This window comes from Acutalibacter caecimuris, from assembly GCF_034335085.1.
Taxonomy (GTDB): Bacteria; Bacillota; Clostridia; order Oscillospirales; family Acutalibacteraceae; genus Acutalibacter; species Acutalibacter caecimuris.
The window spans coordinates 31,378-46,796 of the sequence record NZ_JAWXXJ010000003.1; the positions used below are offsets into that span (position 1 = coordinate 31,378).

A 15,419-nucleotide genomic window follows, 5' to 3' on the forward strand; every position below is an offset into this window, starting at 1 on the left:
CTGGCGCATGACAAGGGCGGCCCCTATGGTTTAGCCAGTAATATAGCGAGGGAGGCATTTTATGAAAGAGTGGATCAAACCGGCCAGGCTACAAAAGGGTGATATGGTCGCGGCCATTTCCCTTTCCGGTGGCCGTGCCGGGGATGAGGACTTGCGCTGGCGGTACGAGTTGGGGAAAAAGCGGCTGGAAGAGGTGTTCGGCCTACAGGTAGTGGAAACGCCCCATGCCCTGCGGGGCAGTGCATATCTGTATCGGAACCCGCAGGCCCGGGCGGAGGATCTGCATTGGGCGCTGGAGAACCGGGCGGTAAAGGGGATCATTGCCAATATGGGCGGGGATGATTCCTACCGCCTGCTACCATTCCTGGACGAACGGTTGATCGGGGAAAACCCCAAGCTTTTGATGGGGTACTCGGATATTACCACCACTTGTATGACGTATGCCCGTGCCGGGGTAATGAGCTATTATGGGCCAAACCTGCTGACGCCCATCGCCCAGCCGGGCAGCTTAGATCCTTATACCCGAAATGCCGTGGAACGGGCGTTATTCTCCGGGGAAGTGATCGGCCCGGTAGTGCCCTGCCAGCGGCATACACCCATCGAATGGCGGGATTTGCCGGAAAACCAGGTGGTGTGGACAGAGAACGAAGGCTATACGCTGCTGCAAGGGTGTGGCAAGGCACGGGGACGGCTGCTGGGTGGTTCAATAGGCCCGCTGCAACAAATTATGGGCACAGAATATTTCCCTTCGCGGGAAATGTGGGCGGGAAGTATTTTGTTCCTGGATGGGGCCTCGCCCTATGGCAGCACCCTGGCCATGCTCCATTCCCTCCGGACCTTAGGGGCTGCAGGGGTATTTAGCCAAGCGGCGGGCTTGTTGACCGGAGCGCTGCGTGACGAGGAGCAACAGGTGCTCACCCGATTCCTGCGGTATGAGGTGGGCCGGGAGGACTTACCTGTGCTGATGAATGTGGATTTCTGCCACCGCACCCCCATGGCCGTGCTGCCGGTAGGCGCTATGGCAGAGATCGACTGTGAACGTAGGGCATTCGCCATTTTAGAGAGCGCTACCGTGTGAGGGGGAACTTGTTGCAGGGGCTTGACAAATTGCCACGGATAGTTTATTATAGTAGCACAATAAATCGGTAGAAAGGGCAAACGGGTATGAGGAATTACAGCAGGCTTACACCGGAAGGGGTGCGCGATATTCTTTTTGAGGAGTGCCGCGCCCGCCGGGAGGCGCAGCGGCGGCTGACAGGTGTCTTTGCCAGCAGAGGCTACCGGGAGGTGATTACCCCTGGTGTGGAATACTATGATGTATTCAACCTGCCCGGCGCGGTGGTCCCCCAACAGGAGATGGTAAAATCCACCGATGGCGCGGGGCGGCTGGTTGTGGTACGGCCGGACTCTACTTTGCCCATTGCCCGTATGGCCGCGGCCCGGTTGCAAAGCCACCGGCGGCCCATACGGCTATACTATAGCCAGAACGTTTACCGTACCTGGCCGGCGCTGCTGGGGCGCAGCCATGAGTCGGCGCAAATGGGTGTGGAGTTGCTGGGCGCAGCAGGGCTGCGGGCCGACTTGGAGGTTATCTGCGTGGCGGTAGAGGCTTTACGGGCAGTGGCAGGGGATTTCCGCATTGAAATTGGCCATGCCGGGCTCTTCAAGCTGCTGGCCGGGCGGCTGGCCCTCTCTCCGGAGCGGCGGGAGGAGATCCGGGCTACGATCGAGGCAAAAAATTACGGCGCGTTGGGGGAACTGTTAGACCCCCTGGGAGACAGTACGGAGGCAAAGGCCATCCGCCGCCTACCCAGGCTGTTTGGCGGGGAAGAGGCTCTTGCCGAGGCAGAAAGCTGGCGGCTGGACGGTGGCCTGGCAGATACGCTTGCGTATTTGCGGGCCCTGTACACGGCCCTGCAAAAACTGGGGCTGGGTAGCCGGCTCATGGTAGACCTAGGGCTTGTGCAGCGCAATGACTACTATACCGGCGTGGTGTTCAGCGGCTACGTGCAGGAGCATGGGGGCCCGGTACTTACCGGTGGGCGATACGACGGGTTATGCGGGAAGTTTGGCCAGGATATGCCCGCAGCAGGCTTTGCCTTGGACATGGATGCCGCCGCTGCCCTTCTGGAACGCCATATGGCCCCAGAAGAACCGGCGCAGGTGCTGGTACACGGGGAAAACGGCTTTGAAACCCAGGCCCAGCGGGAGGTGTTGCGGCTGACGGCAGAGGGCGTTGCCTGCGAAGGTTCGGTGTGGGAAACCGTGGAAGAGGCGGTGGCCTATGCGCAGGCAGCCGGGATCGCACAAGTGCTGCGGGTGGGGGAGCCCAGTGAAACCATCGCCGTTAGTGGGAAAACAGAATGCAAAGGGGGGCCGCTGCCATGAGGCCACTGCGTATTGCCCTGACCAAAGGGCGGCTGGAAAAATCGACCACAGCATTAATGGAAAAAGCTGGGCTGGACTGCTCGGCCCTGCGGGATAAAGGCCGCAAGCTGGTCCTGCCTGTAGGGGACGGCCTGGAGGCGGTGCTTGCGAAGGCCGGCGATGTGATCACTTACCTGGAGCACGGTGTGTGCGACCTGGGTGTAGTGGGTAAGGATGTGATCATGGAACGGGGCGGGCAGTTCTTTGAGATACTGGATCTGCGGTTCGGGAAGTGTGGCTTTGCCCTGGCTGCCCCGGCAGGCGTGGACTTTTACGGGGGCTACCAGGGCAAGACGATTGCCACCAAATACCCCCATGTGGCCCGGCGGTTCTTTCAAAGCAAGGCGATGGACGTCCGGGTCATCAAGATCGAGGGTTCGGTAGAACTGGCGCCATTGCTGGGGCTGGCAGATGGGATCGTCGACCTGGTGGAAACAGGCGCCACGCTGAAGGAGAACGGTCTGGCTGTTGTAGAGCCTGTGGCCCAGGTATCTGCCCGGCTGATTGTAAACGCTGCCAGCCTGAAACTGCGCAAGCAGGAAATAGAAACACTGGCTGAACGGCTGGAACGTGCGCTGGATTAAGGGCGCCGGCGTACAGGATTAAGCCCCCCAAGCTGCAAGGGGCAAGATTGCTTTTTTGGGCGCTTGGCCTTTAGGCAAGGCTGTTAACGTAGCAGCAGTTGCCCCGACCATGCGCAGTAAGCAATAAAATTTCCCCACAGGCCCTCATGTAATAAAGAAGGAAAAACGCGGCCCAAAGCGCAACCAATGGTCGGGCTACCGGCTGGCGATACAAAAGTTTTGGAAGGGCACAAAGGGTGCGAAGGGTGTAGCACCCAGTAAACCCGACAAAACCAAAGGAGAGATCACCATGATAAAAACAGTGACAGCCACCGGGCCGGAACGCCAGGCGTTCATCAGGGAACTGAAGGCCAGGGCGGGCAGTGTGGACCCCAAGATCGAGCAGGCCGTTGCAGAGATTGTGGAGGCTGTACGTGACGGCGGGGATGAGGCAGTGAAGGCGTATTCCCGCCGGTTTGACGGATGGACCCCGGACAGCCTGGAACTTTCCCGGCAGGAGATGGAACGCCTACAGGCGGGGTGTGACCCGGCTTTCTTGGCAGCACTAGAGCGGGCAGCCAGAAACATCTATGACTTTCACAACCGGCAAAAGCAGCAAAGTCGTATCGACCCTATGGGCAACGGCATCATTACCGGCCAGCGGGTGCGGGGCCTGCATAGGGCCGGGGTCTATGTGCCCGGGGGCACGGCGGGGTACCCCTCTTCCGTGCTGATGAACGTGATCCCCGCCAAGGTAGCCGGGGTGGGGGAGATCGTGATGGCTACGCCCCCCGGTCGCTCCGGCCGGCCGGATCCCAACATCATTGCCGCTGCTCTTGCCGCCGGGGTAGACCGGGTATTCTTGATGGGCGGTGCCCAGGCGGTGGCTGCGTTGGCTTTCGGTACGGGGAGCGTACCGAAAGTGGATAAAATCGTGGGCCCAGGGAACATTTACGTAGCTACCGCCAAAAAGCAGTTGTACGGCGTGGTTGACATCGACATGATTGCCGGGCCCAGCGAGATCCTGATCATCGCCGACGATAGTGCCGACCCGGAATTCCTGGCTGCTGACCTGATGAGCCAGGCAGAACACGACCCCATGGCCTCGGCAGTGCTGATCACCCCCAGCGAAAGGCTGGCCCAGGAGGCTGTAGCGGCTATCTACCGCCAGTTGCCCGGCCTGTCCCGGCGTGAGGTGATCGAGCAGTCTTTGGACGGGTATGGGGCGGTGATCGTGTGCGGGGATATGGACGAGGCAGTGGAATTTGCCAACGAACTGGCCCCAGAACACCTGGAGGTCTGCTGCCGGGAACCCTTTGACTATCTGGGGCGGCTGGACAATGCCGGCTCGGTTTTCCTGGGGAATTATTCTCCGGAGCCTTTGGGGGACTACTACGCCGGGGCCAACCATGTGCTGCCTACCGGAGGCACGGCCCGGTTCTTCTCTCCCCTCTCGGTGGATGACTTCATCAAGAAGTCCAGCTTTATCTATTACCCCAGGGAAGAGTTGCTGAAAGCCGCCGGGGACATCGTGCTGCTGGCCGAAACGGAAGAACTGACTGCCCACGCCAATTCCATCAAGGTGCGGCAGGGGCGCTGATATGGAACGTCAACTGGAAACCGTGGAAGATGTGTACAAGGCCCTGGCCGGGCAAGGGCAGCTAGAATGGATCGGCGAGAGCAGAACTGCGGCGGTTTTGTACTTTCAGCGGGGTAAAAAGCAGTTTAAGGTGTTTTTCGATGACAGCAATGTGGAAGTTTCCGTAAAAAAGCGGTGGTTTAAAGACGAGTATTGGGACTCGCTGGGTACCCGCCATTATGACGCCCCGGAGGACACGGTCAATGACGTGTTCGACACGGTGATGTGGTGCCTGGAAGAATTTGGAGGGAGAGGGAAAAAGGATGTATGAGTTGAACGCCAAGCTGCGGGGCCTGGCCGCTTACACCCCTGTGGACAACACCGGCTGTGTGCGGCTGGACGCCAATGAATCCTTTGTGGAACCGCCCCGGGCGTTATTGGATGCCATGAAGGCTGTGCTGGAAGAAACTGCCTTTAACCGGTACCCGGATCCGGCTGCCGGGGCCCTTTGCCGAGCTTTTGCCAACTATTATGGGGTGGAGCCGGGTCATGTGACTGCGGGCAATGGTTCGGATGAGTTGATTTCGGTGATTTTCCAGGCGTTCTTGCAGCGGGGGGAGGCCTTTGCCACTTTGGAGCCGGATTTTTCTATGTATGCCCAAGGGGGCCTGCTGGCAGAGGGCCGGCATATCCCCATTACTAAGCGGGATTGGCGCATTGATGTGGACGAAACCCTGGAACTCTGCCAGAAGGAAAGGGTAAGGCTGTTGATTTTCAGCAACCCCTGCAACCCCACCTCTCTGGTGCTGGGGAAAGAGGCGGTGCGCAGGCTGGTCAGGGGCACAGATGCCCTGGTTGTGCTGGATGAGGCCTATATGGACTTTTCCGGCCAGAGCCTGCTGGGGGAGGAAGGGGACTTTGACAACCTGATTATCCTGCGCACGTGCTCTAAGGCTATTGGTATGGCGGCCCTGCGGCTGGGCTTTGCCGTGGCCGGGGAGGGCCTCACCAGGGCGCTACGGGCGGCAAAATCCCCCTATAATGTAGGGAGTATCCCCCAGGCTATAGGCACGGCGGTGCTGGGCAGGCCGGCCCTGTTACAGGGCGCTTTGGGGGAGATTTTGGCCTCGCGGCGGGCGTTGCTGGCCGGTTTGGGCGCGTTGCAGGCGGCTGTGCCTGGGCGGTTCCGGGTGCTGGAAGGGGAGGCAAATTTTGCCGCTTTGGTGATGAAAGACGCCTGTGAGGTGCAAAAAACGCTGTTAAAACAGGGGATAGCTGTACGATATACCGGCGGTCTTTTGCGGGTATCATGCGGAAAGCCAGGGGATAATAAGGGGTTCTTAGAGGCATTTCGCAAGGTGTTGGAGGGGAAAATATGAAGAGAAGGGGCACGGTACAGAGAAAAACAGGGGAAACGGACATAACCCTTACCCTGGACCTGGACGGGGGGCAGCGGGACATTGCCACGGGCATAGGATTTTTCGACCATATGCTGAACGCCCTGGCGGTACACGCCGGGCTGGGCCTGACCGTACGGGCTGTGGGCGACCTGGAGGTGGACTGCCACCACACGGTGGAGGATGTGGGCATTGTGCTGGGAAAGGCCCTGGCACAGGCCCTGGGGGATAAGGCCGGGTTGCGGCGGTATGGCCATGCCTTTATCCCCATGGACGAGGCGCTGGCTTTTTGTGCCGTGGATGTGAGCGGCCGGCCTTTTCTGGTGTTCCGGGGGGAATTCCCCCAGGGGCAGGTGGGGGCGTACGATAGCTGCATGACGGAGGAGTTTTTCCGGGCACTGGCTATGCACGCGGGCATCACCCTGCATATGCGGTGCGAGTACGGAAAAAATACCCACCATATGGTAGAAGGGTTGTTTAAAGCCTTTGCCCACGCTCTGAAGGACGCGGTGGCGTTGGAGGGGCACGGGGTGCTGTCCTCTAAAGGCGTGCTGTGAGGGCTGGGAACCGGCCTGGGGATGAGAATACCGCTATGGCGGGTTGCGCGGGCAGCGCTGCCGCTGCTTGACGGGGTGGGGTGACCCCGGTATAGTGGAGGCAGGGGGTTGGGGGGATCATCTGCGGGGTGGGAACCGGCCTGGGGATGAAAATGCCGCTGTGCGGGCTGTGTGAACGGTTTTGCCACTGTTTGACGGGGTGGGGGCTGGCCCTGGTATGGTGGAGGCAGGGCTTTGGGGGGATCATCTGCGGGGTGGAAACCGGCCTGGGGATGAAAATACCGCTATGGCGGGTTGCGTGGACTGCTCTGCCGTTGTTTGAGGGGATGGGGTGGCCCCGGTGTGGTGAAGGCAGGGCTTTGGAGGGATCATCTGCGGGGTGGGAACCGGCCTGGGGATGAAAGTGCCGCTGTGCGGGAGGCTTTGCCAGTGCTTTATAGGGTGGGCCATTTTCCGGCGTGTGCTGTGAGGGGAGGAGATCAACATGAAATATGAAAACATACTGGTGGCTTTGGATATGCTGGGCTGCCCCAACCGCTGCCGCCACTGCTTTATGGGGTGGAGGGAGAACCCCCGCATGGGGGAGGCGGATTTGCGCTTTGTGGCGGAGGCCCTGCGCCCGTACGCCAAGACCCTTACGGTGGCCGGCTGGAACCGGGAGCCGGATTTTGGGGACGATTACCGGGAGAAATGGGCGCTGTGCAGGGAACTTTCCAGCCCCGGCACGCCGCCGGAGCATTACGAACTGGCCAGCGTGTGGCGGCTGGCCAGGGACCCGGCATACGCCCCCTGGTTGAAGGCTTTGGGGCTGCGGTATGTGCAGTTGACCCTGTTCGGCGGCGAAGGGCTTACGGACTATTTTACCGGGCGCAAGGGCGCTTATCAGGACATTTTGCGGGCCGTGGACGCTTTGCTGGAAAGCGGCATCGCCCCCAGGATACAGGTTTTTGTGAACAAGCAGACCCTCCCGGAACTGCCGGCGGTGGAGGAGCTTATCGGCCGGCTGGGACTGGAACGGCGCTGCGAGGCTACCGGCATACCCTTTGTGTGTTTTGCCCATCAGGGCTCCTGCGACGGGGAGGCGGAAAAGCTGTACCCCATCTGGCCCACCAGCGAGGATCTGGCGCGGATACCGGAGAAACTGGCCCGGTACACCTGTAAGCACTTTAACGCCAAAAACCTACAGGCGGTATTCGGCCAGGAGGAAGGCCGGCTGGTACGGGAACTTTGGGAGGACGGCACCACGGAGCATTTGGGCGGGGGGCTTTCGCCGGTGCTGTATGTGGACGGGGCGTTGGACGTTTACCCCAACATAGGCACCCCCGCGGCCCAGTGGCGTTTGGGGAACCTGCGGGCGGACGGCCCGGAAAAGGTGCTGGAAAACCTGGCCCAGGACAGGAGCACGGCCCAGAGGGTTAGGAAAACGGTGCCGCTGGGCCGGCTGGTACAGGCCTGCGGCGACCCGGACAGCCGGCGGCTGTTTGGCCGGGGGGATTACGTGGACTATCTGCTAAACCGGTATTGCCGGGAAAAGCTATAGGGCAGAGGAAGAGGGCAGGGGCGCGGGACAGGCGCGCAAAAACGGGAGAGGAGCGAGAGCATGATCATTTTGCCGGCTATTGATATTCATGAGGGGAAGTGTGTACGGCTGTTCCGGGGGGACTATGCCACCGCCCAGGTGGTGGCCGGGGACGCCGGGGAAACGGCCCGGCAGTTCCGGGAGCAAGGGGCCCACTGGCTGCATATGGTGGACCTGGACGGGGCCAGGGAGGGCCGGCCGGTGAACCAGGCGCTGATTTTGGAAACGGCCCGCCACGCCGGGATGCACGTAGAGGTGGGGGGCGGTATTCGGGATATGGCTACGGTGGAGGCATACCTGGAGGCAGGGGCCGGCCGGGTGATTTTGGGCTCGGCGGCCCTGGAGGACCCGGCCTTTGTGCGGGAGGCGGTGAAAGCCTACGGCAGGCGGATCGCCGTGGGTATTGACGCCTTGGGGGGGAAGGCCGCGACCCAGGGCTGGACCCGCCAGAGCGGCACCCACTATATCGACCTGGCACGGCAGGTGGAGAATATGGGGGTGGAGTATATTATCTGCACGGATATTCAGAAGGACGGCACCCAGGCCGGCCCCAACCTGGAGATGCTGGACCGGCTCAACCGGGCGGTGGGGTGTAATATCATTGCAAGCGGCGGGGTGAGCAGCCTGCTGGACATGGTGGCGCTATACGAACTGGGGCTATATGGGGCCATTGCGGGCAAGGCCCTGTATGCGGGCACGCTGGACCTACGGGCCGCAGTGCGCGCCTGCCACCGGTTTTCAGGCAGGGCCCCGAAAACGGAGGCGGCGGTCAACGACGAGTTGGAGCGGTTTTTCCAGAAGGGGGAGCTGGTCCCGGCGGTTGTGCAGGACGCGGACAGCGGTCAGGTGCTGATGCTGGCGTACATGAACAGCGCCGCCCTGGGAAAAACCATGCGGACCGGCTATACCTGGTTTTACAGCCGCAGCCGGCAGGCCCTTTGGAACAAGGGGGAAACGTCCGGCAACACCCAGCGGGTGGTAAGCATTACCGCGGATTGCGACAACGACACTTTGCTGGTAAAGGTGCGGCCCAACGGGCCGGCCTGCCACACCGGGGCTGTAAGCTGTTTCTTTAAGGAAGTATGGAGCGGGAACCAAGAGGAGGAAGAATAAGATGGAGGCACTGAAGGAACTGTACCGGGTGGCGGCCAGCCGGAAGGAGGGCGCGCAGGAGGGGTCTTATACCGGATACCTGTTTGAAAAGGGGCTGGATAAGATCTTGAAGAAATGCGCGGAGGAGTGCGGCGAGGTGATCATCGCCGCGAAAAACGGCGAAAAGGCCGAAACCGTAGGGGAGATCAGCGACCTGCTGTATCACCTGATTGTGCTGATGGTAAACGAGGGTATCCCCCTGGAGGACGTGGAGGCGGAACTGGAGCGCCGCGCCCGGAAACAGGGGAACCTGAAACAGTTCCATCAGGTGGACAAAGATACCTGATGGGGCGCGGGGGCGGCAGGGGGAAACAGCCTTTACAAGGGGAGGCGTGGGCGATGGACAGGCAAACCGGCGGGGGGCTCTGGCAAGAGCCGCTGCCCTGGGACTTTACGGCAAAGGTGCGGGACTTCCTGCGCCCGGAGGTGCGGCTGCTGGACTTGAACGCCGGGGACGGCGGCTACCTGCTGTCCCTTGGGCACCCCCTTGCCCTGACCGGCGGGGTGGTGTGGCAGGCTGAGGACTACCGGCGGTGCCTGAAACGGCTGGGCCCCAGGGGCGCCGCGGTGCGGTTTTGCGAGAACGCGGCACGGCTGCCCTTTGGGGACGGCTGCTTTGACGTGGCCATCAACCGGCAGGGGCCTTGCCCGCCGGAGGAGATTGCCAGGGTGCTGGCACGGGGCGGCTTTTTGGTGACAGAACAGGTGGGCGGCATGGACGCCCGGAGGCCGGGGGCGCCGGACTATAACCTGGAAAACCAGGGGCCCAAGTTCCGGGCGGCGGGGTTCCGGGTGATAAGCGGCAACCAGGCCTACCCGCTTTTGGAGGAAGGCTCCTGGCGGCGGGGGCACCGGTTCCTGGTGGTGGCCAAGCGGCGTTAACCGGCCAGGCCATAGGGACTGGAGAAATTTGAAAAATGGAATGCAGGGAATTGGGCGCGGGCGATGCAGCCGCCCTGCTGCCCCTTTATATAGGCTACTACAACCGGCACGAGGAGGGCCAGTGGACGGAGGAGTCTGCCGGCAGGCGCATCCGCCAGGTGCTGGGCATGGACGGCGGCTGGGGCCTGGCTTTGATGGAGGCGGGGGAGCCCCTGGGTTTTGCCATGGGCTACTTTAAGCCCTACGACGACCTGACCTCCTTTGTGCTGGAGGAGATCGTGGTTGCCGGGGAGCGCCAGGGCCAGGGGCTGGGCACCCGGCTTTTGGCGGAAACGGAGCGGCGCGTCCGGGCAAGGGGCGCTGCCGGGGTGGAGCTCCAGGCGGTGAACAGCCCCCTGCACGCCCATTTCTACCAAAAGGCCGGGTACGGGGACGCGAAAAACTTTGTGCTAAAGGTGAAGTGGTTCCCGGCGGGGCAGCCCGAAGCGGACGGACCGCCCCATTAAGAAAACTTTAACATTCTCAGAGGTTTACCTCCCCTGCAAAATGGTGTATAATGGAAGGGAACCTGGAGAAAGGAAACGCAAGGGAATGGCGAAAAAAGTTTGTAAGGGGCTGTTTTTGGCCCTCTGTGTGCTGGGGATTTTGTGGTTTTGTATGCCGGTCCTTCACGGGGGCTTTGGGGAGGGCTCGGTGTTTGGGATAATGGTGTGCGGGATGGGGATTGCGCTGGTGGCGCTGTACCCCAAAGCGGTGAAAAAGGGCCGCCGGCAGCGGTGGCTGGCCAGGGTTTTTGCGGCGCTATATGCGCTGGGCCTGGGCTGGGCGGCTTTTCTGACGGGGCTGATCATCAGCAGCCAGGCCATGGCCGTGCCCCAGGGGCTGGATGTGATTGTGCTGGGGGCCCAGGTGTACAGCGCCGAACGCATGGGTATGAGCCTGACCAACCGGGTGGAACGGGCGGCAGAGTATTTGCAGGCCAACCCGGCGGTAAACTGCATTGTGACCGGCGGGCAGGGGGGCAACGAGCCCTGCCCGGAGGCGTTGGCGGCTAAAAATGCCCTGGTGCGCAAGGGCATCGACCCGGCGCGCATTTATATGGAGGACAAGTCACGGAACACCCGGCAGAACCTGCGCTTTGCCATGGAGGTGGCCAGGGAGAACGGGCTTGGCACCAGGGTGGTGGTGGTCAGCCAGAACTTCCATATGTACCGGGCGGTGCGGTTGGCCCGCAGCGCCGGGTTTGACGCCTATGCCCTGCCGGCAAAAACCGACCCGGTCATTTTCCCCTCTTACTATGGCCGGGAACTGCTGTCGCTGACCAAGTGGTATGTGGAGGAGCTGTTCCAGTAAGGGGAGGGCCGCCCCGGACCAAAAAAAGCTTGCAAAAGCGGGCGGTTTGTGGTAGTATCTATCATGAGAAAAGGGAAGGGGTGGCTTTTGTGCGCGGGCTGGTAGCAGGTTGTGCCGGAAATGTGGTAAAAGGCCCTGATTTCCCCGTTGGCTGCGGCGTGTGCCGGGCAGCTTTCCCGTTTGTTATGTACGTCCCCGCCCAGGAATGGGTGGGGCTGTTTTTGTAATGGGAAAAGGAGGACGCATGAAGATTTTGCTAAAAGGGCCCCGGCTGGTTGACCCCAGCCAGGGCCTGGACGGAACAGGGGATATCCTGCTGGAGGATGGGAAGATCGGGGCGGTAGGGGACGGGATAGACCCGGCCGGCTGCCAGGTGCTGGATTGCCGGGGGCTGGTGGCCGCGCCGGGGCTGGTGGATATGCACGTCCACCTGCGGGACCCGGGGCAGACCCATAAGGAGGATTTGGCCTCTGCCTGCCGGGCGGCGGCGGCCGGGGGCGTGACCAGCCTGTTGGCCATGCCCAACACCCAGCCCCCCATGGACAGCCCGGAACAGGTGCGGGCGCTGCTGGACCGGGCCGAAACCGCAGACGCCCGCGTGTATACATCAGCCTGTGTGACAAAGGGGATGAAGGGGGAGGCGTGCACGGACTTTGCCGCGCTGAAGGAGGCGGGGGCCATCGCCCTTAGCGACGACGGCAGGCCGGTGGGCAGTACCCGCTGCCTGCTGGAGGCGCTGGAGCAGGCCCGTGCCCTGGGCCTGGCCCTTACCGCCCACTGCGAGGATATGGAACTGGCCGCCGGGGGGCTGATGAACCAGGGGGAGATATCCCGGCGGCTGGGGGTGAAGGGCGTGCCCGCCGCTGCCGAGGATTGCGGCGTGGCCAGGGAGATTGCCGCTGCGGCCAGCATAGGGGCGGCGGTACATATCTGCCATGTGAGCACGAAGGGCTCGGTGGCCCTGATACGGGACGCCAAGGCCAGGGGGGTACAGGTCACGGCGGAAACCTGCCCCCATTATCTGCTGCTTACCGACGAGGCGCTGGAAAGCATGGACGCGGATTACCGCATGAACCCGCCCCTGGGGGACGAGGCGGACCGGCTGGCCCTGTTGGAAGGGCTGGCTGACGGCACCCTGGACGCTATTTCCACCGACCACGCGCCCCATACCCCGGAGGAGAAGGGGGATTTCATCACAGCGCCCAACGGGGCCATTGGCATGGAAACCTCCCTGGCCGCGGTGCTAACGGCAGTAAAGGGGCGGTTCGGGCTGGCGGAGGTGATCCGGCTGATGAGCACGGCCCCGGCGGCAATTTTGGGGATAGAAGGCGGCACCCTGCGGGTAGGGGCCCCGGCAGATGTGGTGGTGTTCGACCCGGAGGAGCGCTGGCGGGTGGACCCGGAACGGCTGCACGGCAAGAGCCGGAATACCCCCTTTAAAGGGATGGAGCTGACAGGCCGGGTGAAGCTGACCTTCTCCCGCGGACGGAAAGTGTTTGACAGGCTGTAGGAGAGGGCTCTCTCGCGATTGCCCATGTTGGGTTTCCAAAGGGCCTGCGGCCCTTTGGCGGGGAAGCCGCTGGAGGCAAAAAGAGAAACCGGCTAAGCAAAGGCCTGACTCGCGGGCCGGTGGCTGTAAAGAATTGCGAAACCTCGTGCGCGACAAGGGGTTTCCAAAGGGCCTGCGGCCCTTTGGCGGGGAAGCCGCTGGAGGCAAAAGCGAAACGGTTCAAGCAAAGGCCCACCTCGCGGGCCGGTGGCTGTAAAGAATTGCGAAACGCTGTGCGCGGCGAGGGGTTTCCAAAGGGCCTGTGGCCCTTTGGCGGGGAAGCCGCCGGAGGCAAAAAGCGAAACGGTTCAAGCAAAGGCCTGGCTCGCGGGCCGGTGGCTGTAAAGAATTGTGAAACCTCGTGCGCGACAAGGGGTTTCCAAAGGGCCTGTGGCCCTTTGGCGGGGATTCTTAAGGGGCAGGGCCCCTTAAGCCGCCGGAGGCAAAAAGAGAAACCGGCTAAGCAAAGGCTCACCTCGCGGGCCGGTGGCTGTAAAGAATTGCGAAACCTCGTGCGCGACAAGGGGTTTCCAAAGGGCCTGTGGCCCTTTGGTGGGGATTCTTAAGGGGCGGGGCCCCTTAAGGCCCACGTCCCATCCAATAAAAAACAAGTTAAGGAGAGATTGCCATGTCAATGGACAGACTTCTGGAAGGTATCATGAAAAAGCAAAACCCCACGGTGGCCGGGCTGGATCCCAAGCTGAGCTTTATCCCGGAACACATAAAGGCTGCCTGCTACGAGGCCCACGGCAAAAACTTGCAGGGTGCGGCGGCCGCGCTGCTGGACTTCAACAAGGGGCTCATCGACGCCCTTAGCGACGTGGTGCCCGCGGTTAAGCCCCAGGCCGCCTACTACGAACTGTACGGCTGGCCGGGGATGAAGGCCCTTGCCGAAACCATCGCCTATGCCAAGGAAAAGGGGCTTTTTGTGATCACCGACGGCAAGCGCAATGACATTGGCGCCACCATGGAGGCCTACGCCACCGCCCATCTGGGCGTGACCGACGTGGAGGGGGAGGGCTTTGAGGCATTTGGCGCAGACGCGCTCACCGTGAACGGCTACCTGGGCAGCGACTGCATCGACCCGCTGCTGCGCGTGTGCGCGGCTAAGGATAAGGGCATCTTTGTGCTGGCGAAAACCTCCAACCCCTCGGCCGGGGAGTTCCAGGATCAGATGCTCCACGCCATGTACGAGCCCCTGTACCGGGCTATGGGCAATATGTGCCAGCAGTGGGGGCTGAAACTGGCCGGCCAATACGGCTACAGCGGCGTGGGCGCGGTGGTGGGGGCCACCTATCCCCAGCAGCTTAAGGAACTGCGCAAGGCCCTGCCCAACACCTTCTTTTTGGTGCCCGGCTACGGGGCCCAGGGCGGCGCGGCCGAGGACGTGGCCCATGCCTTTGACAAGCACGGGGCCGGGGCCATTGTGAACTCCTCACGGGCGATTATGTGCGCCTGGCAGAAGGAGGGCTGCGACCCTGCCGATTACGCCGGCGCCGCCCGCCGGGAGGCCCTGCGGATGCGGGACGAGATTATGGCCCGGCTGGGCGGCATCAGCCTGCCGGTGTAAGGGGAGGCCGCGGTATGTGTGATCGGTGTGACAAGAAACCCTTTGATTCCCTGCCCTGCCGGCTTGTTGCCGCGGAGGAACTGGCCCCCGGTATCTTTGACTTCCGGGTGAGCGCCCCCCAACTGGCGGCGTTGGCCCAGCCGGGGCAGTTCGCCCAGATACGCCTGCCGGGGCATACCCTGCGCCGGCCCATCTCCCTTTGTGGGATCGACCGGGACCGGGGGGAACTGCGGTTTGTGTTCCAGGTGCGGGGCCAGGGTACGGCGGAACTGGCGGCTTTCCGGCCCGGGGACAGCCTGGAGGTTTTAGCCCCTCTGGGCAAGGGGTTCCCCATTGACCCCGGCAAAAAGACTTTACTGCTGGGGGGAGGCATCGGCGTGCCGCCCCTGCTGGGCGCGGCAGAGGCTTTGGGCAGCCAGGCCGTGGCTTTGCTGGGTTTCCGGGACAAGGGCACGGTGATTCTGGAGGAGGACTTCCGCCGGGCCGGGGCCAAAGTGCTGGTTGCCACGGACGACGGCAGCTACGGCCACCAGGGGCTGGTAACGGAACTGGCGGCGGGAGAGGGCTTTGACGTGCTTTTTGCCTGCGGGCCCGCCCCCATGCTGAAGGCCGCCAAGGCTCTGGCAAAAAGCCGGGGGGCCGGGGGGTATCTCTCCCTGGAGCAGCGTATGGCCTGCGGGGTAGGGGCCTGCCTGGGCTGCGCCGTGGCTCTGCTGGATGGGGACGGCCAGACGTATTACGGCCATGTGTGCAAGGACGGGCCGGTGCTGGATATGGACCGGGTAGCGGAAAGCGCCCTGTAAGCGGAAGG

General features: G+C 62.3%; 16 protein-coding genes. All 16 read left to right on the forward strand.

Annotation, left to right across the window (positions count from 1 at the left end):
• The first annotated feature begins 61 nt into the window (after nt 1–61).
• The 16 genes from U8U01_RS02510 (at nt 62) to U8U01_RS02585 (ending at nt 15,411) form a co-directional block, all read left to right on the forward strand.
• Complete coding sequence (locus tag U8U01_RS02510; RefSeq protein ID WP_322169941.1) at nt 62–1,078, forward strand: S66 family peptidase; 1,017 nt, start codon at nt 62–64, stop codon at nt 1,076–1,078.
• An 86-nt stretch (nt 1,079–1,164) separates the two neighbouring features.
• Nucleotides 1,165–2,388, forward strand: a complete 1,224-nt coding sequence (hisZ, locus tag U8U01_RS02515; RefSeq protein ID WP_322169943.1) for an ATP phosphoribosyltransferase regulatory subunit — start codon at nt 1,165–1,167, stop codon at nt 2,386–2,388.
• A complete protein-coding gene (gene hisG, locus U8U01_RS02520) occupies nt 2,385–3,011 on the forward strand; it encodes an ATP phosphoribosyltransferase (RefSeq protein WP_322169946.1) in 627 nt (208 codons plus the stop codon). The genes hisZ and hisG overlap by 4 nt, the downstream gene beginning before the upstream one ends.
• 289 nt (nt 3,012–3,300) lie before the next feature.
• Complete coding sequence (gene hisD / locus U8U01_RS02525) at nt 3,301–4,590, forward strand: histidinol dehydrogenase (RefSeq protein WP_322169948.1); 1,290 nt, start codon at nt 3,301–3,303, stop codon at nt 4,588–4,590.
• Between the two features lies 1 nt (nt 4,591).
• Complete coding sequence (locus U8U01_RS02530) at nt 4,592–4,900, forward strand: hypothetical protein (protein WP_322169950.1); 309 nt, start codon at nt 4,592–4,594, stop codon at nt 4,898–4,900.
• Nucleotides 4,893–5,948 carry a pyridoxal phosphate-dependent aminotransferase gene (locus U8U01_RS02535; protein ID WP_322169952.1) on the forward strand — a complete coding sequence of 352 codons (1,056 nt, stop codon included), beginning with the start codon at nt 4,893–4,895 and terminating at the stop codon, nt 5,946–5,948. Before U8U01_RS02530 ends, U8U01_RS02535 begins: the two co-directional genes overlap by 8 nt.
• Nucleotides 5,945–6,523, forward strand: coding sequence for an imidazoleglycerol-phosphate dehydratase HisB (gene hisB / locus U8U01_RS02540; protein ID WP_322169954.1), 579 nt, complete (start codon nt 5,945–5,947; stop codon nt 6,521–6,523). Before U8U01_RS02535 ends, hisB begins: the two co-directional genes overlap by 4 nt.
• A gap of 484 nt (nt 6,524–7,007) precedes the next feature.
• The gene (locus tag U8U01_RS02545; protein WP_322169957.1) at nt 7,008–8,063 is read left to right on the forward strand and encodes a radical SAM protein; all 1,056 of its coding nucleotides are present in this window, start codon (nt 7,008–7,010) and stop codon (nt 8,061–8,063) included.
• A gap of 60 nt (nt 8,064–8,123) precedes the next feature.
• Entirely contained in the window at nt 8,124–9,215 is a 1,092-nt protein-coding gene (hisA, locus tag U8U01_RS02550; RefSeq protein ID WP_322169960.1) for a 1-(5-phosphoribosyl)-5-[(5-phosphoribosylamino)methylideneamino]imidazole-4-carboxamide isomerase, read from the forward strand.
• 1 nt (nt 9,216) lies between these two features.
• Entirely contained in the window at nt 9,217–9,540 is a 324-nt protein-coding gene (hisE, locus tag U8U01_RS02555; protein WP_322169963.1) for a phosphoribosyl-ATP diphosphatase, read from the forward strand.
• 53 nt (nt 9,541–9,593) lie between these two features.
• A complete protein-coding gene (locus U8U01_RS02560; RefSeq protein ID WP_322169964.1) occupies nt 9,594–10,136 on the forward strand; it encodes a class I SAM-dependent methyltransferase in 543 nt (180 codons plus the stop codon).
• A gap of 35 nt (nt 10,137–10,171) precedes the next feature.
• Nucleotides 10,172–10,642, forward strand: a complete 471-nt coding sequence (locus U8U01_RS02565; protein ID WP_322169967.1) for a GNAT family N-acetyltransferase — start codon at nt 10,172–10,174, stop codon at nt 10,640–10,642.
• An 85-nt stretch (nt 10,643–10,727) separates the two neighbouring features.
• The gene (locus tag U8U01_RS02570) at nt 10,728–11,489 is read left to right on the forward strand and encodes a YdcF family protein (RefSeq protein ID WP_322169970.1); all 762 of its coding nucleotides are present in this window, start codon (nt 10,728–10,730) and stop codon (nt 11,487–11,489) included.
• A gap of 244 nt (nt 11,490–11,733) precedes the next feature.
• Complete coding sequence (locus tag U8U01_RS02575; protein WP_322169972.1) at nt 11,734–12,999, forward strand: dihydroorotase; 1,266 nt, start codon at nt 11,734–11,736, stop codon at nt 12,997–12,999.
• 667 nt (nt 13,000–13,666) lie between these two features.
• Entirely contained in the window at nt 13,667–14,608 is a 942-nt protein-coding gene (pyrF, locus tag U8U01_RS02580) for an orotidine-5'-phosphate decarboxylase (protein ID WP_322169975.1), read from the forward strand.
• A 14-nt stretch (nt 14,609–14,622) separates the two neighbouring features.
• Nucleotides 14,623–15,411: a dihydroorotate dehydrogenase electron transfer subunit gene (locus U8U01_RS02585; RefSeq protein ID WP_322169977.1), complete on the forward strand. Its 789-nt coding sequence runs from the start codon at nt 14,623–14,625 to the stop codon at nt 15,409–15,411.
• Nucleotides 15,412–15,419 lie beyond the last annotated feature (8 nt).